At 33.6% G+C, this 19,305-nt stretch carries 21 protein-coding genes; 19 read left to right on the top strand and 2 right to left on the bottom strand.

Going from position 1 to position 19,305, the window contains the following annotated elements; all coding sequences use genetic code 11:
• Positions 1–392: 392 nt before the first annotated feature.
• The 19 genes from H593_RS18900 (at position 393) to H593_RS0109835 (ending at position 18,188) form a co-directional block, all read left to right on the top strand.
• The gene (locus H593_RS18900; RefSeq protein WP_051229692.1) at positions 393–2,348 is read left to right on the top strand and encodes a M43 family zinc metalloprotease; all 1,956 of its coding nucleotides are present in this window, start codon (positions 393–395) and stop codon (positions 2,346–2,348) included.
• A gap of 87 nt (positions 2,349–2,435) precedes the next feature.
• A complete protein-coding gene (locus H593_RS0109925; protein WP_037052015.1) occupies positions 2,436–3,371 on the top strand; it encodes a bifunctional riboflavin kinase/FAD synthetase in 936 nt (311 codons plus the stop codon).
• A complete protein-coding gene (locus H593_RS0109920) occupies positions 3,364–4,677 on the top strand; it encodes an HTTM domain-containing protein (RefSeq protein WP_028872312.1) in 1,314 nt (437 codons plus the stop codon). The genes H593_RS0109925 and H593_RS0109920 overlap by 8 nt, the downstream gene beginning before the upstream one ends.
• An 83-nt stretch (positions 4,678–4,760) precedes the next feature.
• On the top strand, positions 4,761–6,029 hold the full coding sequence (serS, locus tag H593_RS0109915) for a serine--tRNA ligase (RefSeq protein WP_028872311.1): 1,269 nt from the start codon (positions 4,761–4,763) through the stop codon (positions 6,027–6,029).
• Between the two features lie 569 nt (positions 6,030–6,598).
• Positions 6,599–8,410 carry a tetratricopeptide repeat protein gene (locus H593_RS0109910; protein WP_245585034.1) on the top strand — a complete coding sequence of 604 codons (1,812 nt, stop codon included), beginning with the start codon at positions 6,599–6,601 and terminating at the stop codon, positions 8,408–8,410.
• Positions 8,411–8,439: 29 nt separating this feature from the next.
• Complete coding sequence (locus tag H593_RS0109905) at positions 8,440–9,117, top strand: hypothetical protein (protein ID WP_147231888.1); 678 nt, start codon at positions 8,440–8,442, stop codon at positions 9,115–9,117.
• A gap of 1,138 nt (positions 9,118–10,255) precedes the next feature.
• Positions 10,256–10,582 carry a DUF4286 family protein gene (locus tag H593_RS0109895; protein ID WP_028872307.1) on the top strand — a complete coding sequence of 109 codons (327 nt, stop codon included), beginning with the start codon at positions 10,256–10,258 and terminating at the stop codon, positions 10,580–10,582.
• A gap of 1 nt (position 10,583) precedes the next feature.
• Positions 10,584–11,378 (top strand): 16S rRNA (adenine(1518)-N(6)/adenine(1519)-N(6))-dimethyltransferase RsmA, encoded by a 795-nt coding sequence (gene rsmA / locus H593_RS0109890; protein ID WP_028872306.1) that lies wholly within the window; start codon positions 10,584–10,586, stop codon positions 11,376–11,378.
• A gap of 39 nt (positions 11,379–11,417) precedes the next feature.
• On the top strand, positions 11,418–12,788 hold the full coding sequence (gene mgtE / locus H593_RS0109885; RefSeq protein WP_028872305.1) for a magnesium transporter: 1,371 nt from the start codon (positions 11,418–11,420) through the stop codon (positions 12,786–12,788).
• A gap of 147 nt (positions 12,789–12,935) precedes the next feature.
• Entirely contained in the window at positions 12,936–13,301 is a 366-nt protein-coding gene (locus H593_RS0109875; protein WP_028872304.1) for a cupin domain-containing protein, read from the top strand.
• Between the two features lie 384 nt (positions 13,302–13,685).
• Positions 13,686–14,642, top strand: a complete 957-nt coding sequence (locus H593_RS0109870) for a 2-hydroxyacid dehydrogenase (protein ID WP_028872303.1) — start codon at positions 13,686–13,688, stop codon at positions 14,640–14,642.
• Between the two features lie 25 nt (positions 14,643–14,667).
• On the top strand, positions 14,668–14,871 hold the full coding sequence (locus tag H593_RS21530; RefSeq protein ID WP_342663082.1) for a hypothetical protein: 204 nt from the start codon (positions 14,668–14,670) through the stop codon (positions 14,869–14,871).
• Positions 14,793–15,116: a DUF1801 domain-containing protein gene (locus H593_RS21525; RefSeq protein ID WP_425414358.1), complete on the top strand. Its 324-nt coding sequence runs from the start codon at positions 14,793–14,795 to the stop codon at positions 15,114–15,116. The genes H593_RS21530 and H593_RS21525 overlap by 79 nt, the downstream gene beginning before the upstream one ends.
• 67 nt (positions 15,117–15,183) lie before the next feature.
• The gene (locus H593_RS0109860; protein WP_028872302.1) at positions 15,184–15,573 is read left to right on the top strand and encodes a VOC family protein; all 390 of its coding nucleotides are present in this window, start codon (positions 15,184–15,186) and stop codon (positions 15,571–15,573) included.
• Positions 15,574–15,618: 45 nt separating this feature from the next.
• Positions 15,619–16,173, top strand: coding sequence for a hypothetical protein (locus H593_RS18890; protein WP_037052010.1), 555 nt, complete (start codon positions 15,619–15,621; stop codon positions 16,171–16,173).
• A gap of 61 nt (positions 16,174–16,234) precedes the next feature.
• Positions 16,235–16,747, top strand: a complete 513-nt coding sequence (locus tag H593_RS0109850; RefSeq protein WP_028872301.1) for a hypothetical protein — start codon at positions 16,235–16,237, stop codon at positions 16,745–16,747.
• Positions 16,748–16,851: 104 nt separating this feature from the next.
• Positions 16,852–17,175 (top strand): ArsR/SmtB family transcription factor, encoded by a 324-nt coding sequence (locus tag H593_RS0109845; RefSeq protein WP_028872300.1) that lies wholly within the window; start codon positions 16,852–16,854, stop codon positions 17,173–17,175.
• Positions 17,176–17,236: 61 nt separating this feature from the next.
• Positions 17,237–17,746, top strand: a complete 510-nt coding sequence (locus tag H593_RS0109840; RefSeq protein WP_028872299.1) for a DUF6428 family protein — start codon at positions 17,237–17,239, stop codon at positions 17,744–17,746.
• Positions 17,747–17,756: 10 nt separating this feature from the next.
• A complete protein-coding gene (locus H593_RS0109835) occupies positions 17,757–18,188 on the top strand; it encodes an arsenate reductase ArsC (RefSeq protein ID WP_028872298.1) in 432 nt (143 codons plus the stop codon).
• On the opposite strand, the gene H593_RS0109830 is transcribed toward H593_RS0109835, so the two are convergent.
• Both H593_RS0109830 and H593_RS18885 read right to left on the bottom strand, forming a co-directional pair.
• A complete protein-coding gene (locus H593_RS0109830; protein WP_028872297.1) occupies positions 18,164–18,889 on the bottom strand; it encodes a hypothetical protein in 726 nt (241 codons plus the stop codon). The genes H593_RS0109835 and H593_RS0109830 overlap by 25 nt on opposite strands.
• Positions 18,890–19,003: 114 nt before the next feature.
• Positions 19,004–19,305, bottom strand: a 302-nt coding sequence (locus H593_RS18885) for an IS30 family transposase (protein WP_157588815.1), incomplete at its 5' end; no start/stop codon positions are given.

The raw sequence follows: 19,305 nt of genomic DNA, 5'->3' as shown, positions 1-19,305 counted from the left end.
TGAATTCTTGTAGTTAAACAATTAGTATTCTAAGTAAAAGTTTGATCTGGGGTTTCAAGATGGAATTTTGAGGGTGTATTATTATCTCTTGTTCTGTTGCTTTTGGTCCAAATTTGGTCTTGAAAAAAGCTAAAGTGAATAGTCATAGTTATAAGTAAGCCTAAAACTTTTTGTAGCTGTATTTTCATAATTAGATTTTTTCTTTAAAAATATTCTAATAGTGTTAGAAATACAAAAAGATTAACAAAAAAATATTAAGAATTAGAGGATAGGAAGGCCTTTTTTTTTGGAAATAAATTATAGAACTATTAAGCTTATTTTTTTTAACAAAAAATTAAGTTTTCAATTAATTTCATTAATTTGCCAATCTAAACTATTTTAAAATTCAGGAAATGAAAAACATTACTTTTAAATTTATTTGCTTTGCAATAATTTTCTCTTGTTTGAACCTTACAGCTCAAGAAAATAATAATGAACAGCTGAGAAATTGTGCTACAGATGAATACAATGCTCAGCTATTAATTAATAATCCAAACATGATGGGTAGCGACAGTTTTGAACGCCAAATGGCTCCAAAAATTGAAGCAATTAAGAGACAGTTAGAATCTGGCTCATCAAGAGCGCTGCAGTTTACTATTCCTGTTGTAGTTCATGTAATTCACAATGGAGAACCAATAGGAACAGGTGCTAATATTTCTGATGCTCAAGTGCTTTCACAAATTGAAGTACTGAATGAAGATTTTAGACGCATGGCAGGAACTAATGGATTTAACAACGATCCAAACGGAGCAGATGTTGAGGTTGAATTTTGTTTAGCAAAACAAAATCCAGATGGATGTGTAACTAATGGTATTGACAGAGTAAACATGTCTGCTGTTAGCACAACTTGGTCTGGTCCTGGTGGAAATACAGATTCAGTTTTAAAACCTGCAACTATATGGGACGCTTCTCAATACATGAACATGTGGTCTGTAAATTTTGCAGATGGTTCTTTATTGGGTTATGCGCAGTTTCCTGGAGGTCCTGCAAATACCGATGGTGTCGTTTCTAATTACACGTATTTTGGAAGTAATGATGCTCCAGGGGTTAGTATACCTGGTAATTTTAACTTAGGACGAACAATGACCCATGAAGTGGGTCACTATTTAGCTCTATTTCACACCTTTCAAGGTGGATGTGCAGGAGGCGATCAATGTGCTGACACGCCAGCTGTAGATAATCCTAATTTTGGCTGCCCTACAACTCACCAATCATGTGGCGATTTAGATATGGTTAGAAATTACATGGATTATACAGATGATTCTTGTATGAATGTTTTTACGAATGATCAAAAGGCTAGAGTTATTTCAGCCTTAACAAATTCTCCAAATCGACCTAACACGGTTACTTCAGACAAGTGTACGCCTTTAGCGGATGTAAGCAATGATGGAAGTGTAGAAATTAATGAGATTGTTAATGTGCCATGCACTAGTGACATTGTAACTAATATTAGAATCCAAAATTTTGGAACTGTTACGTTAACTTCAGCAATGATTTCATACAATATTGATGGTGGATCTTCAACAGATATTTCTTGGACAGGTAATTTAGCAAATGGAGAATTTGAAGATATTGATCTTCCAATTATTTCTTCTAGTGTTGGAGATCATGTTTTAAATGTGTCAGTTGCATCTCCAAATGGTAATGCAGATGAGCGTAACTGTAATGATATAACAAGTGTTGATTATACAGCAACTAGTGCTCCAGAGTCAGTAGAGGGTACGCAACTTTACTTTGGTTTATTAACAGATACATATTCTAATGAGACAACATGGGAGTTTGTGGATAGCAGTGGAGCTGTTGTACAATCAGGAGGACCTTATAATGGAACGACAAATGATAGCACATTATTTGAATTTACTATCCCATTAGGAACAAATGAATGCTATACGTTTACTATAAACGATACTGCTAATGATGGGATTTGCTGTGCATATGGGGTTGGTTCTTATGAATTAAGAATAAATGATGTAACTGGTGCTTTGGTTGCCTCTGGAGGCGATTTTGGAGGGACAGAAAGCTTAAATTTCCGTGCGAATGCTCTTAGCGTTGACGATTATTTCTTAAATAATAATTTATACGTATATCCTAACCCGTCAGCTAATCAATTAAATATCAAATTAGGGAACACGAACAATTTACCTAATAGCTATGAGATTGTTAACATGTTAGGACAGTCAATTACTAAGAGAGCTATAGCTACTAACGAAGATCTTGCGATCAATACAACATCATTAAGCAATGGGATGTACTTTATTAGAATAACAAAAGATGCTGCTTCGATAACGTTACCGTTTATCAAAGAGTAATATTTTAAACATTTTTATAAAAAGAGGGTTGATTTAATCAACCCTCTTTTTATTTATCTATGATTATAACTACTTTTACCAAAAAAATTGGTTCTGACACCAAACACTACAAATATCAAACACAAATCCCCTTCTATAATTACTATAGGAACTTTTGATGGCGTTCATATTGGTCATCAAAAAATAATAGAACGACTAGTAAAGACCGGAAAAGAAAAACACTTAAAATCTATAGTGCTTACTTTTTTTCCGCATCCAAGAATGGTATTGCAACCTAATTTTGATATTAAATTGTTGCATTCTATTGACGAGCGTCAAGAGGTTTTGTCTCAATTTGGTTTAGATGATGTCGTCATTACAAAATTCACAAAGGAATTTGCTAATTTGTCTGCAGAAGATTATGTGAAGCAAATTCTCGTAGACGAGCTTAACGCGAAGCATATTATTATTGGATATGATCATCACTTTGGTAAAAATAGAACAGCAAATATTGATGATCTAAAAATCTATGGAAAAAAATATGGATTTACTGTAGAAGAAATATCCGCTCAAGACATAGAAGACGTTGCTGTAAGCTCTACTAAAATTAGGCAATCCTTATTAGAGGGTGATATTGAAACCGCAAATTCTTATTTAGGATATCCTTACTTTATCTCAGGGAAAGTAATTAAAGGAAAAGGTATCGGTAAAACCTTAAATTTCCCCACAGCAAATATTGACCCACAGGAAACTTATAAATTAATACCTAAAGATGGTGTTTATGTCGTGAAGTCAGTTATGGATGGCGTAACTGTTTTTGGAATGATGAATATTGGTAAGAATCCAACTTTTGAAGGTGAAAAACAATCTATTGAAGTTCACTTTTTTGATTTGAATAAAGATCTTTATGATAAAATAATAAAGGTTGAAATCTTAAACCACTTAAGAAATGAATGCAAATTTGAAACGGTTACTTTACTTAAAGCACAACTTCAAAACGATAAAATAAATGCTGTAAAATATATAGAAAAGTACTATGAATAAGTTTCTATTTAAACATATAGATAATAGTTCTCTTGTCGTATTTAGAATTTTATTTGGAGCCTTAATCTTTCTAGAAAGCATTGGAGCAGTCATCACAGGCTGGATTAGACGAACACTTGTAGAACCAGAATTCACTTTTAATTTTATAGGCTTTGACTTTTTACAGGCGATTCAAGGCGATTGGATGTATGCGCATTATATCATTATGGGTATTTGTGGGATATTCGTCATGGTAGGTTATAAATATAGAATAAGCATGCTCTCCTTTACATTATTATGGGCAGCCACCTATTTAATGCAAAAATCATCATATAATAATCATTACTATTTTTTAATGATTCTGAGCGCTGTCATGGTGGTTTTACCAGCTCATAAATATGCGTCTATTGACGTTAAGCAAAATCCAAGTATCAAAAGAATTTCCATGCCTAATTGGTGTCGCTGGGTTTTTATTATACAATTATTCATTTTATATACCTACGCATCCATCGCTAAGATGTATCCGGATTGGCTGGATTTAACAGTGCCAGAACTTTTAATGAAAAGTAAGCAGCATTATTTTCTCGTCGGAAATGTGCTACAGCAAAAGTTTATGCTTTATTTGGTAGCTTATGGCGGAATTCTGTTCGACTTACTTGTAATACCTCTATTGTTATGGAACCGTACTAGGAAAGTAGCATTCTTTATATCGATATTTTTCCACTTGTTTAACTCGTTTATTTTTCAGGTCGGTATCTTTCCGTATTTGTCCTTAGCTTTTGCAGTTTTCTTTTTTCAACCTGAGTTTATACAGAAGCTATTTTTAAAAAGAAAGACGCTTTTTTCCGAAGATAAAATAGAAATACCGCCACATGCAGGGGTCTTTAAAACGGTCTTTGTTTTATATTTTATCGTTCAAATAGCACTTCCAGTAAGACATTATTTTATACAAGATGATGTATTATGGACAGAAGAAGGTCATAGATTATCTTGGAGAATGATGTTGCGAGTTAAAAGTGCAACCACCAGTTTTAGAGTTGTAGATAAAGTCACGCATTTAGAAACACGTATTAAGTTAGAAGACTATTTGACTAAAAAACAAATAAGAAGTGTGAGTAGTAAACCAGATATGATGTGGCAATTTGCGCAACGTTTAAAATTTGTTTACGCTAAAAAAGGTATGGCTGTAGAGGTCTATGTAAAAGCTTATGTAGGCGTTAATGGGAGACCTAAAAAACAACTTATTGATTCCAATGTTGACCTCGCTAGTGTTAAATGGAATCCTTTTAAACACCATGATTGGATTTTACCTTCAAATCTAGACTAGAATAACGGTCAATGTATTAAATTTGGCGTTTTAAAATATACACTTTATCAATATGATGAGGTGAATTTAAACATAAGACTATCATGTTACAAGTTGCTTTTATTAGAGAACACAGAGAAGACATTATTACAGGTTTGGCTAAACGAAATATAGATGCCACACAAATGGTTGATGATGCTATATCCTTTGATGAAGAGCGTAAACAATTACAAACAGAATTAGATAATACGCTTGCAGAATCTAATGCCATTTCAAAAGAAATTGGAATCCTCTATAAATCTGGGAAAGCTACTCATGCGAATATTTTAAAAGAAAAAATAGCGATACTTAAACAGGATTCCAAAACGTTAGGTGATCAACTAAATGCTAAGTCAGACGAGCTTACTAATTTGTTATACAAGATTCCAAATGTACCTCATGAGAGTGTTCTTAAAGGGAATTCTGAAGAAGACAACGAAGAAATTTTTAGTGAAGGTGAGATTCCGAAACTTCATGAAGGCGCATTACCACATTGGGAATTAGCTAAGAAATATGATATTATCGATTTTGAACTTGGTAACAAAATAGCAGGTGCAGGTTTTCCTGTTTACAAAGGAAAAGGTGCGAGATTACAGCGGGCATTAATTGCGTACTTTTTAGATAAAAACACAAATGCTGGATATACTGAATATCAATTGCCTCTTCTAGTAAATGAAGCCTCTTGTTACGGTACAGGTCAATTACCAGATAAAGAAGGACAAATGTACCATGACTCTCGTGACGATTTATATTTAATTCCAACTGCAGAGGTTCCAGGAACTAATGTGTTTAGAGATGTGTTATTAGCTGAAAGTGATTTGCCAATAGGTATTACTGGATACACACCGTGTTTTAGACGAGAAGCTGGAAGTTATGGTGCTCATGTGCGCGGATTAAATAGACTACACCAATTTGATAAAGTTGAAATTATTCGTGTGGAGCATCCTGATAATTCTTATAAAGCTTTTGATGGCATGATTGATCATGTAAAAGAAATTTTAAATGAATTAAAACTACCCTATAGAATCTTACGTCTGTGCGGTGGAGATACAGGTTTTCCTGCTGCATTGACTTATGATTTTGAATTATTTTCTACTGCTCAAGACCGTTGGTTAGAAATTTCTAGTGTTTCTAATTTTGAGTCTTACCAAGCAAATCGTTTACGATTACGTTTTAAAAATAGTAACGGTAAAAATGAATTGGCGCATACTTTAAATGGAAGCTCTTTGGCTCTACCTCGAGTTTTAGCAGGTATTCTAGAGAACAACCAAACCGAAGATGGTATCAATATTCCAGAGGTTTTAATTCCATATACAGGATTCGATAAAATTTAATTTTGTAGGAAAACCACATTTGAATATCGTTTAAACGCTAAAAAAAGACGTTATTCAACGATTTTATAGCTTTTTTCTTTGTTTTATGGATTTAAATTAAGAGATTAGATTTCCAAATTTGAACAAACCTACTTAATCATGAAAAATATAAAACGCATAGTCCTACTCGTTGTACTGATTGTTTTAGCAAGTAAAGTTTTCTTTTAAAACCTATTTGATATAAAATATTTAAAAATGCCAAGCAGAATAACTGAATCATTTTTGTAAAAAATAGATTAATAGCACATTTATTTTGTCGGTAATGCCTAAACGTAAGTTTAGGCATTTTTTGTTCCAATCTAAATGAAATAAGGGGGATGACATATATTAATAAAGATTTAGCGAATTAATTATAAAAACAGTCACAATATCTCCTTATTGCGTGTATTGACTTTTAATTTTTAACCGAAAATTAGGATAAATCTGTTCAGATAAAACTATTTTTGAAAGGTATTTCATCGCTATACCTCATAAAATAGTTAAAATATGGGCAGATTTATGTCATTTTTTAGAAGGAATAAAAAGCGAAGATGAGTTCATTATATTTACATAAATTAAAATCTAATATGCGTCAAATAATAATATGTTTAGTCTTTTTATCATACGGTCTTCTGTTCTCGCAAAGCGAGCAATTAGCCGATGACTATTTTAAGCGTGGTGAATTTGATAAAGCATTGATTTCTTACCAAAAATTAAACGAGAATAAAAAAAGCTCTAAATACATCTATAAAATTATTGAAACACTGCAGCAATTAGAAAGATATGATGAGGCTCAAGTGCAAATTTTGCAGCGCATGAAAGAAATTAAATATCCGCCTTTATTAGTAGAGCTGGGATATAACTACCAACTTAAAGATAGTCTAGATTTGGCTAACAAGTACTATAAAGAAGCCATACAAATGGTAGAAGAGAGGCCGACCTATACCTACGGGATTGCTAAAAAATTTGAAGACCATTCTCTATTAGAAGAAGCCTTAGTCGCTTACAAAAAAGGAATGGAATTAAATCCAGACCTCAATTTTAATATGCAAATTGCTCGCATTTATGGAGAACAAGGAAATATTGAACTATTATTCTCAAACTATTTAGATTACATAGAAGCTAAACCCAGTTTTCTTAACACAGCAAAACGAGCGTTTAGTGATTTTGTGTCAGAGAATAAAGAGAACGAAAACAATTTTATTTTAAGAACGCTTCTTCTTAAAAAGGCGCAGTCCAATCCGCAACCACACTGGAATGATATGTTGAGCTGGTTATACATCCAGCAAAAAGAATATAATAAAGCATTTATACAAGAAAAAGCTTTGTATCGCAGGGATCAAGAGAGTTTGAGTCGTATTCTTGATCTGGCTTTAACAACCGTAAAGCAGAAAGATTATAATAGTGCTAATTCTATTTTTGAATTTGTCTTAGATAATTCTCAAGATATCAATACCAAATTGACAGCCAATCAATACATGCTTGAAATTGAGATTGAAAACGCAGACAAAGAGAAGCTTGAAGAGATTGATGAAAAATTTAATATTTTATTTGATAAATATGGTATATATGAGCAAACGATTGCGCTTCAGATTGCCTACGGAAATTTTCTAGCTTTCAACCAACAGCAACCAAAGGACGCTAGTGATTTCTTGAAAAAGAGTCTGAAATTGAATTTGTCTAACTTCCAAGAAGCAACCGTTAAGCTGAAGTTGGGAGACATATTAGTATTTCAAGAGCGATTTAATGAAGCCTTGATTTATTACACACAAATACAAGCTAATCTTAAAAACAGTACAATCTCTCAAGAAGCGAGGTTCAAAGTCGCCAAGACGAGTTATTACAAAGGTGATTTTGAGTGGGCAGAATCACAACTAAAAATTTTGAAGGCTTCCACGTCTCAGTTAATTGCTAATGACGCTTTAGAATTAAAGCTACTTATTTCAGATAATAAAGATGAGGACTCATTACAAACCGCTTTGAACTTGTATGCAAAAGCAGACTTGATGTCATTTCAAAACAAAAGCGAAGAGGCCATTATGCTTTTAGATAAAATTCTAAAAGAACATAAAGGCGAATCTATAGAAGACCAAGCACTATATATGCAAGCTAAACTCTATGAGAAAACCAAACAACTAGATAAAGCGGTTGCTGCTTACGAATATATCATAGCTAATTATAGAGACGAGATTCTGGCAGATGATGCGCATTTCTATTTGGCAGAACTCTACCAAAATCAATTAGCACAGCCGGAAAAAGCAAAAGACCTCTATGAGAAAATCATCTTTAATCACGAAGATAGTATTTATTTTATCGAAGCCAGAAAACGCTTTAGGATGCTGCGCGGAGATGCGATAAACTAGTCTTGGTTATATTGAGTAATTCCATGAATTTGAGACTGATTTTAATATTTGCAATCGCTATTGTCCAGATGTCTTCGGCTCAAAATTATGATTTTGAAACCCAGAATGTATCAAACTCCCTTAATGCAGAGATTACACTTATTGAGAAATCTGAATATCAACAGATAAAAGATGTTCCAAAAGAATTTATTGAGTTGGCAATAATATCTGAACAAAATCTCACTAAAAAATATCCAGAAATATTTAGGCTTAAAGATTCTTGTTACCTCTTCTCTGCAAATCTCAACAAGACACTTGAAATTAAAGCGATTGATGTAAAAGTGTGTAAAAATAAAATTCAAACAAAGGAACATTCAGATGATACAATCAAAGGTGTTTATTGTGGATATGCTTTAATTGAAACTATTTGGTATGAGTATTGGGGATTCCTATCAGTTGACTTGGAAGATGGGTCAACCTTCTTTAAAATGGGAAAACCATTAACGGCAAATGGAGAAACAGCCATTTCTTACTCAAATTATTATGGAGAAGAAGAAATTGCAATGACAGATTTAAAAACGAAAGAACAATACGTTATCGGAATTCAAGATTGGAGAACTAAAGAATCTAAAGTATCGGGAAATAGTTACTATTTGAAACTTGAGTCTCAATTTCATAGTGATTGCACAAAAGAGGTTACATATTTAAAGTTGGAATTAAAAAACTAACCACAAAAACAGATTGGCATGGATTGGTGCTCCAAGCCACTGTTGGTGTTTTCCACCAACAATTCCCAGCCACTGTTGGTTTTTTTTACCAACAGTTTCAGTTCACTGTCCAAACAACCCAACAATTCCAAGCCATTGTTGGTGTTTTCCACCAACAATTTCGATAGACTTTACATACAACAATATAACTCAATACCAAAAGGCAAATAGCCCAAACCAACCGTCTAATCCTCTCCAAGATCACAACAGATGATGCAGCATTCAGTCTAGAATTAATATACATGGCTGGCTTAAAGGCATAGGAATCGCAATATCAAAACTGTTGAATCAGCAGCAGCGCTCATAAGAAACAACCAACTCACATGCCATGAAAACTATGATTTTGACTATCAAGCCATTGTTGGTGTTTTCCACCAACAATTTCGATAGACTTTACATACAACAATATAACTCAATACCAAAAGGCAAATAGCCCAAACCAACCGTCTAATCCTCTCCAAGATCACAACAGATGATGCAGCATTCAGTCTAGAATTAATATACATGGCTGGCTTAAAGGCATAGGAATCGCAATATCAAAACTGTTGAATCAGCAGCAGCGCTCATAAGAAACAACCAACTCACATGCCATGAAAACTATGATTTTGACTATTATAAAAAGCAAGTCAAAGCAGAAGACCTAAAAACTATTGGAGCTTGCTTATTACTAAAACGCGACAATTTAGGGCACGTGGATATTAAGTGTTAAATGCTTCAAGAGTATTATGGCAAAGGTTAGGCATACGAAGCAACAGTAAAATCATGAAACTTGGCAAAAAACGGATTTAGGATAAAAACCATCTTTTCAATTACACGTTCAATAAAAAAAAGGTCTATTACCCTTTTGGAAAATTAGAGGTATCTTACCAAAAAACAGTAAAACTCTTTGATGATGACAAAGAACTTCTGTTATTTGCAAAAAAAACGATATAAATTTAGAGGTTAGTTGTGATTCAGTGATTCGTAGAGATGCACAGAGATACTCAGAGCGTTATTGGTTTTCTAAGAAGGCTATTTTTGTTATGGACAAAAAGTCAATGTCGCAACAACTCTACAAAAAATAACTTAACGACGACCAACATCAGTCAAACAACAAAGTATGATTATATACAACATCACAGTAAATATTGACGATTCGGCACATGACGAATGGTTAGAATGGATGAAGACTGAACATATTCCGCAGGTATTAGGCACTGGGAAATTTGAAAAAGCAACGTTTTCTCGGGTATTAGTAGAAGAAGAGATGGAAGGAAAAACGTACTCCATTCAATTTCGCTCCTACTCAAGAGAAGCATTAGATGCGTATTATAAAGAAGATGCAGATAGGCTACGTCAAGAAGGTCTAAAGAAATTTGCAGATAAAATGTTAGCATTTAGAACAGAACTTCAAATTGTAGATGAGTATAACGTAAAATTTAAATAAGGTGTCAAATAACCATCAAGTAAGAGCAAAAAAACATTTAGGACAACATTTTTTAAATGATGAGAATATCGCTAAAGATATAGCAGATACTTTAACCTTAGAAGGTTATAAACAAGTTCTAGAAATTGGTCCCGGAACTGGCGTTTTGACAAAATACTTACTTAAAAAAGACATTAAAACCCATGTTATAGAAATCGATAGGGAGTCTGTAGAATATCTCAAAGCCAACTATCTTAATTTAGCAGATCGTGTTTATGAAGAGGATTTCTTAAAGTATGATTTAACAGAGGTATTTAAGGATGAACCGTTTGCTGTCATTGGTAATTTTCCCTATAATATTTCAACACAAATTGTGTTTAAAACTTTAGAAATGCGTGAGCAAATCCCTGAATTTTCAGGAATGTTTCAAAAAGAAGTGGCAGCACGTATTTGCTCAAAAGAAGGTTCAAAAGTATATGGAATCATGTCAGTCTTAGTTCAGGCTTTTTATGAGGCTGAGTATTTGTTTACAGTACCGCCAACGGTTTTTATTCCTCCACCAAGAGTAGACTCTGGTGTTTTAAGACTTAAAAGAAAAAAGAACTTTATATTACCAGTTGATGAAAAGTTGTTTTTTAGAGTTGTGAAAACGGCATTTCAACAACGTAGAAAAACGTTACGTAACAGTTTAAAAAGTTTTAATCTTTCAGATAATTTAAAAGCAAATGCTATCTTTGACAAACGTCCAGAACAACTAAGCGTAGATGCATTTTTAGAATTAACGCTACTGGTTGAAAACGATGAGAATCAAGATTAAAAACGCGTCACTTTTGGCGGAGAGAAACTTCAAAACCTCATGATCTTAGAAAGAGAAAATAGTCAATTTGAACTTACAGATGAGCTCATAGAGCAGGTTGAACTTTGCGTTGAAAATAAAGACGATAAGGAGCTCAAGAGAGTGCTTAACGAATTTCACTTCGCAGATGTTGCAGAGATTCTTGATGAACTAGATTTAGAAGATTCTGTTTATGTTATAAAACTACTTGATTCTGAAATCACCTCAGAAATCCTCATGGAATTAGATGAGGATATCAGAGAAAAAGTACTTAAAAACTTATCAGCAAAAGAAATTGCCGAAGAAGTTGAAGAACTCGATACCGATGATGCTGCAGATATGATTGCAGAGCTGCCTGAAAATCGGCAAGCAGAAGTCATCTCTAAAATTGAAGACGAAGAGCATCGTGATGAAATTACAGAGTTATTAGCTTACGAAGAAGATACAGCAGGTAGCTTGATGGCCAAAGAGCTTGTAAAAGTTTATGAAACTTGGACAGTGGGTGGTTGTTTACGTCGCATTAGAGGTCAAGCTAAAGAAGTTACAAGAGTGCACTCCATTTATGTTGTAAATAAGGAAGAAAAACTCATAGGGCGCTTATCGCTTAAAGATTTAATTGTAGCCAAAAGTGATCAAAAAATTTCAGATATTTCTAAAGACACGGTGGACTCAGTTAATGTCAATGATGACTTAGAGGTTGTTGCTAAAGTCATGGCTAAATATGATTTAGAAGCCATTCCTGTTGTGGATGATAATCAGACCCTTTTAGGTCGAATCACCATTGATGATATCGTTGATGTATTAAAGGAAGAAGCTGAAAAAGATTACCAAATGGCTGCAGGTCTTACTGGTGATGTTGAGGCAGATGATAGTATTTTAGAACTTACTAGAGCACGATTGCCGTGGCTTGTTTTAGGGCTTTTTGGAGGGCTCGGAAGTGTGTTTATTATGAAAGGCTATGAAAATATCATGGAAACCGTACCATCACTCTTTTTCTATACACCATTAATCGCTGCGATGGCTGGAAACGTAGGCGTACAATCTAGCGCAATTATTGTACAAGGTATTGCCAATGATAACGTCAAAGGAAGCATGGGTAGTCGATTATTAAAAGAAGTTGGATTAAGTCTTATTAACGGGTTTGTATTGGCGTTATTGGTGATTCTTTTCGGTTTTATTATTGGTCAAGACACTACTGAAAGTCTAGCAATAGCAGTGTCAATGATGTCTGTTATTGTTGTTGCAGCCCTTGTTGGGACGTTTGTCCCTATCATCTTGGATAAGCGAGGAATTGATCCAGCAATCGCGACAGGACCATTTATTACAACCAGTAATGACATCCTCGGTATTTACCTGTTTTTTGTGCTCTCAGGATTGATTATTGGGTTTTAATTTTTTGGACGCTACCAACCTTCGCAAAAAAAAAGCTGCGGTTCGTCACGCTTTTCGCTACAATCTTTTGCTAAAAAGTAAAAGGATTTCCACTACAATCGTTAGCGCAGAAGTTTGTAACTTTAAACAACTTAAAGGCATTTTATAATGAAACCCATAAATATTAAAGAAAAGCACACATTGTTCTCTAAGCAATGGCATCCACATCGCATTGCAACCGTAGATAATATGCAAGTCATACTCGCTAAAATAAGAGGTGAATTTGTGTGGCATAGTCATGATGAAGAAGACGAGTTATTTCAAGTTGTGAAAGGTACATTATACATGCAATTTAGAGATAAGACAGAAGTTGTAAAAGAAGGTGAAATCATAGTTGTACCCAAAGGCGTAGAACATAATCCAACCACAAAAGATGGTGAAGAAGTGCATTTACTGCTATTTGAAAAATTAGATACAGCACACACGGGTAATGTGCAAGATGATAGGACTCAAACCGAATATCCTGAAATATAATTATCAAAAAGGCCTCATAGGTTTTCAAAACCTGTGAGGTCTGGAAATTTAACTCATAATTGTATTTTTCGATATTTTTGGAACAGGTAAGCTTTTAAACAGACTGAAACTCTGTTTTATTCGTAAAATAGATAGGATCTGATTTGCGTACGTTTTCAGATAACGATTTGATTTGTGTAAATTCGTAGTACTCGTGGCAAAAGTTTTTAGAACGTTTTGAGATGACAAGAAACAAACGAATGTCTAAAATCAATAATATAGTTAACTAATATAAGACTAAGCATTTCTAAAATTTGTAATTAATTAATGTCATACTGAGGGCAGTCGAAGTGCCTTAATAGCATCTAACCTAAAAAGAGATTCCTGCTTTTGCAGGAAGTAAACATGAAAATCCTCCACCTAGACAAAAATCATCCATTACTCACAGAGCAACTCAATGCTCTAGGGCACACTAATGATGAAGACGATACGTCCTCAAAAGAGGCCATAGAAAAAATCATCCATCAATACGACGGCTTTATAATACGTAGCCGATTTAAAATAGATGCGTCTTTCTTAGATTCTGCAAAAAATCTAAAATTTATAGCTCGAGTGGGCGCTGGATTAGAAAATATAGATTGTGATTACGCTGAGCAAAAAGGGATAAAACTAATCGCTGCACCAGAAGGAAATCGAAATGCCGTTGGTGAGCATAGTTTGGCCATGTTGCTGTCTTTGTTTAATAAGTTGCTTAAAGCAGATAGGGAAGTTCGTCAAGGCAAATGGAGACGTGAGGAAAATCGCGGACTAGAGCTCGACGGGAAAACTGTTGGACTCATTGGTTATGGGAATATGGGAAAATCTTTTTCTAAAAAACTACGAGGTTTTGACGTTGAGGTGCTTTGTTATGACATTAAAGATCATGTAGGCGATGAGAATGCGACTCAAGTATCGTTGCAAGAACTTCAAGAAAAAGTAGACGTACTGAGTTTACATACACCAGAAACAGCATCCACTATGGATATGGTAGATTCTGAATTTATCCATGGTTTTAAAAAACCGTTTTGGCTTATTAATACCGCAAGAGGAAAAAGCGTGGTGACCAAAGATTTAGTTTCAGCTTTAGAATCTGGCAAAATATTAGGTGCAGGTTTAGATGTTTTAGAATACGAAAAATCATCATTTGTAAATTTATTTAAACCTTCTGTCACATCGAGCGGAGTCGAGATGCCAGAAGCTTTCAAGTATCTCATTTCCGCAGAAAATGTTATTTTAACACCGCATGTGGCTGGATGGACTCTTGAAAGTAAAGAGAGGCTTGCTCAAACGATCGTTGATAAGATTGCATTAGAATTTTGTTAACTTTAGTGTGTTCATTTGAACCACTATGCAATCTAAAGCAACTTCGCCAGAAGCGTATATCAACGAACTACCCGAGGATAGAAAAGGACCAATTAGAACATTAGACACCCTTATTAGAAAACACATGCCTAAAGGTTTAGAAGCTGGAATATTATATGGTATTATGTTCCAAAATCTGTTGGTCCAGATGGGTGTCACTGTAAACCGTTTCCGCCTTTGTCATTTATAAATTTAGGGTCTCAAAATAATTTTATTGCACTAGATCATTCTGGTATATATGCTAAGAAGGAATTGTATGATTGGTTTGTGACAGAGTATCCTAAACATTGTAAGTATAAATTAGATATGGGCAAAAGCTGTGGGCGTTTTAAAAATAAAATGGATGATATTCCAAATGATTTAATGAAACAACTTTTAGAAAAAATGTCTGTACAAGAGTGGATTCGTGTTTATAAGGCTATAATCAAAAAATAAAACTACATTAGGTTGCGTTTACATTTCCGAAGAAATAAAATAACGATTAATTAATATAGGGATAGGAATGAAAAAAAGAGTCACAGGAATAGGCGGAATATTCTTCAAAACTAAGGATCCTAAGGCATCAAAAGATTGGTATAATAAATATTTAGGGTTTAATACAGATGATTATGGGAGTACATTTTGGTGGAAAGATAAAGAGGGCAATGAGTGCTCTACGCAATGGAGTCCATTTAAAAATGATACTAAATATTTTGAACCCTCTAAAAAAGAGTTCATGTTTAACTATCGAGTTGAAAACTTAAAAGAGTTATTAGTGGCCTTAAAAGAAGAAGGGGTCACGATAGTAGGTGAAATGGAAGCGTACAGCTATGGTAAATTTGGTTGGATCCTAGATAACGAAGGGAATAAAATTGAGCTTTGGGAACCGATTGACCAAGTTTTTAAGAAGTAATGTAACAAAAATGCAAAGTAAACTACTCATAAATAAACGATTAGAATGACTAAAAAAAATGACAACCTAGAACAAGATTTAGAGGCTATTGTGGAATCAACTGAAGATCCTGTAACAGAAACAACTGATGGTATTGCAGACAAAACAAATGAATTAAAAGAAAACGCAAGTGACGCTTTTGATACTGCAAAAGAAAAAGCTAAAGAATTATCAACTGATGCTAAAGAAGCTTTCGGACACGTAAAAGATAAGGCGACTCATTTTATGGAGGGATACGGAAAAGAAATGCTTAATGATGCAAAGCGTAAGGCTTCTCAATTGACAAGTAACGCGGGTGAGAAGTTTACTGAATTTACAGATGATGCAAAAGAAACAACCGCAGAGTTCTTAGAAGATGCTAAAGAAAAGGCGTCTAAGTTTTCAGGTGAAGCGGAAGTAACGTTAGGAGAATATGCTGATGTTGCCAAAGAGAAAGTTTCTGAATTTACTGAGAGGTCAGAAGACAAATTAGAAGATTTTTCAGAAGATGCTATAGAAACATATGCTAAGGCTAAAGAAAAAACAAAAGGATTTTTTCAAAGGGTATTCGGTAGAAAATAAAAGGATTATACATTAATTTTGTTAAATTTATAGGATAATTATAAATTAAATACATAGAAACATGTCAGATGATAATAAAAATTTGAGTGACGACCTTGACGATATGATAGGAGACACAAAAGAAGGTGCTAAAAGTGTAGGAGATAAAATTAGTAGTTCGGCTAAAGAATTTTCAGAGGATGCGAAAGAGTTTGCTAGTGATGCCAAAGAAAAAGCGTCTGAGTTTGCTGATGAAGCTAAAGCTTCAACCAAAGATTTTGCAAATGACGCTAAGGATGTTTTAGATGATGGTAAGAATATAGCAATAATTGCACATATTACACTAATAGGATGGATTATTGCCATTGTAATGAATAGCTCTAACAAAACGGAATATGGTTCATTTTACGTGCGTCAAGTCTTAGGGATTATGCTTCTAGGATTTGTTTGTAGTATTGTTCCTGTCGTTAATTTTATTGCATGGATTTTGCCAGTTGCGATGTGGATAATGAGCTTAATAGGGGCTTTAAGTGGAGAAAAGAAACCAGTATTTTTACTAGGAAACCAGTTTCAAGAGTGGTTTAAAAGTATATAATTTACAAGCCAGAATTTTGTGTTCTGGCTTTCCTTTTCATTTTATCATCGTAATATTGCAATATTACGATGATAAAGCTTATCTTTACTTCATATTAATAAATTATGGGAGCTACAAAACGCTTTATTTATAATCAAAGTATTAATGAAATTGCCAACATAGCAAAGGTGTTTGCACATCCTGCTCGTGTAGCTATCCTTAAATATATTAGTGAGCAGGAAGGTTGCATTAACAACGATTTGGTTGATGAAATCGGATTATCACAAGCAACAATTTCTCAACATTTAAGTGTGATTGGTGATGCTGGCTTATTGAAAGGACGGTTTGAAGGAAAGAAAAAATGTTATTGCATCAATATAGAACGCTTTGAAGAATTTCAAATCTTACTAAATTCCTTTTTTATAAAAACAAAAACCAACTGTTGTTAGTTGTCGATAATCGACTTTGTAGGTATCTCATTCATAGTCATAAATAAAAATCATAATCAGAATGAAAACACAAGAATTATTCTCAGTATTAGAGCAAAACCAAGACAAAACATTACTATTTGAATATACAGCAAACAATTTTGTAGGCGCCAATTACCATATTACAGAGGTTAAGCATGTCAAGATAGACTCAGTAGATTGCGGTGCTCAAACCGATTTTTGGAATGAAACTATAATCCAACTTTGGGAAAGCCCTTTAGAGAAAGATAAAACGGAACATATGTCTGTTTTAAAAGCCTTAAGTATTTTAAAAACGGTTGGTAAAAAGAAGTCTTATGACTTAGACTCTGAAGTCAAATTTGAATATAGTAACGCATCATTTCATACGGCACAATTATTTGTTATTGACTTCAAAATTGAAAATGATACGCTTACTTGTCAATTAGATATTGAAAAAACAGATTGTAAAGCTAAAGAATTGTGTGGTATTCCAGAAGTGGTTATAAACACTTTAGAAAATGCGAATGAAACGGTTGACGCTTGTTGTGATCCAAATAGTAACTGTTGTTAATAATTAAAACATGAAAAATATTCTTCTACTCTGTACTGGTAATTCCTGTAGAAGCCAAATGGCTCATGGTTATCTTAATATATTAACTGAAGGAAAAGTAAACATCTTTAGTGCAGGGATTGAAACACACGGTATAAATCTTGGAGCAGTTTCAATAATGAAGGAAGACGGTATCGATATTTCTAACCACACCTCTAACAATGTAACGGAGTATACTGAGATTGATTTTGATTACATTCTTACAGTTTGTGATCACGCCAATGAAAACTGTCCTTACATACCAAGTAAGAATGCTATGAGGTTACATCATAACTTTTTTGACCCTTCAAAAGTGATAGGTTCTGACGAAGAAAAGCATGCTGCTTTTTTTAAAGCTAGTACTGAGATTAAGGATTACGTAAAAGATTTTGTGCGTACTCACTTAGCTACCTCTAAACTATAATCTAGAGGTAAGCTATCTCCAACTCTTAAATCTGCCATATACCCAATAAGAGAGAAAGCTTCTATTGGATTATAGTTTCCAAAGTTGTCTATAAAGAACTCTGTATTAAAACATGGGTTTTGTGTTTTCGCTTCCTTCTTTTTTTTGAAAGTTTTAAGCAATAATTGAGGAGTTAAAGTATCTCCATCTTTAAAAGGCATTTTCTTTTTTGGTTTTTGCTTTCGATAATTGTAGATCTTTGGTGATGTTATATCAGATTGCAACTTATTTTTATAAAGAACAGATAAAGGAGCACGCAACTTTACTTTAAAAAGCATATTACTATCTATCTTGGATACAGAAATATATTTTTCTGGGTTTACTAAAAAACCACCACTAGCTATACTGTATTTTTCTTCTTTGAGATTTTGCTTTGATAATGCTCTCATAAAATGTAAAAGAGACCCCTTGTAGGCTTTCTGTCTATTCTTAATTGCTTTTATATTTTGAGAACCTTCTAAGGGAGTATAAAACGATGTGCCTTTATAAAAAACAGATTTTATTACAAAATCTTTTGTTTCAAGATTAACGTAACTAAAATCGATGCTAAAGGTCCCTATTTCAAAAGATACTAAATATTGTAAATCTTCATTTTTAACCAGTACTGGTTTGTTTGCAAAAGCAGAAATTCTTTTTTGTTTCTTATCGTATCTGAATATCAAATCATCTTCATTTAAAATAGTACAAGATTTAGCTATCTTAGAAAGACCTAGAAATTGTTCTCTAAAAATTTTTAGTTTTAATTCTCTAGTAATTCCATTAAAACTATGCTGAGTTCAACCCATAAGTGCAACACACTTATTATTTAGGACTTCAATAGGGTTATTATAATTAAACTTTCTAATTGGTCTGTAATTTAGTAATTTTTCTACTTCTTTTATTCTCTTAGCTGAGACTTCTCTAAGGTCTGTTTTCTTTGGAAAAAATCTTCTTATTACACCTATTCTGTTTTCGACAGTTCCCTTATCTTGAGAGGTGTATGGTCTTGTGAAGTATGTTTTTGCATTCACGTCTTTTGCTATTTCACCATGCCGAGCAAACTCCTTTCCATTGTCAAATGTTATTGTCTTAATCCAAG

Source organism: Psychroserpens burtonensis DSM 12212, from assembly GCF_000425305.1.
In the GTDB taxonomy this organism is placed as follows: domain Bacteria; phylum Bacteroidota; class Bacteroidia; order Flavobacteriales; family Flavobacteriaceae; genus Psychroserpens; species Psychroserpens burtonensis.
The sequence above is the reverse complement of the archived record's forward strand: the minus strand, read 5'-3'. Positions and strand labels throughout refer to the sequence as shown.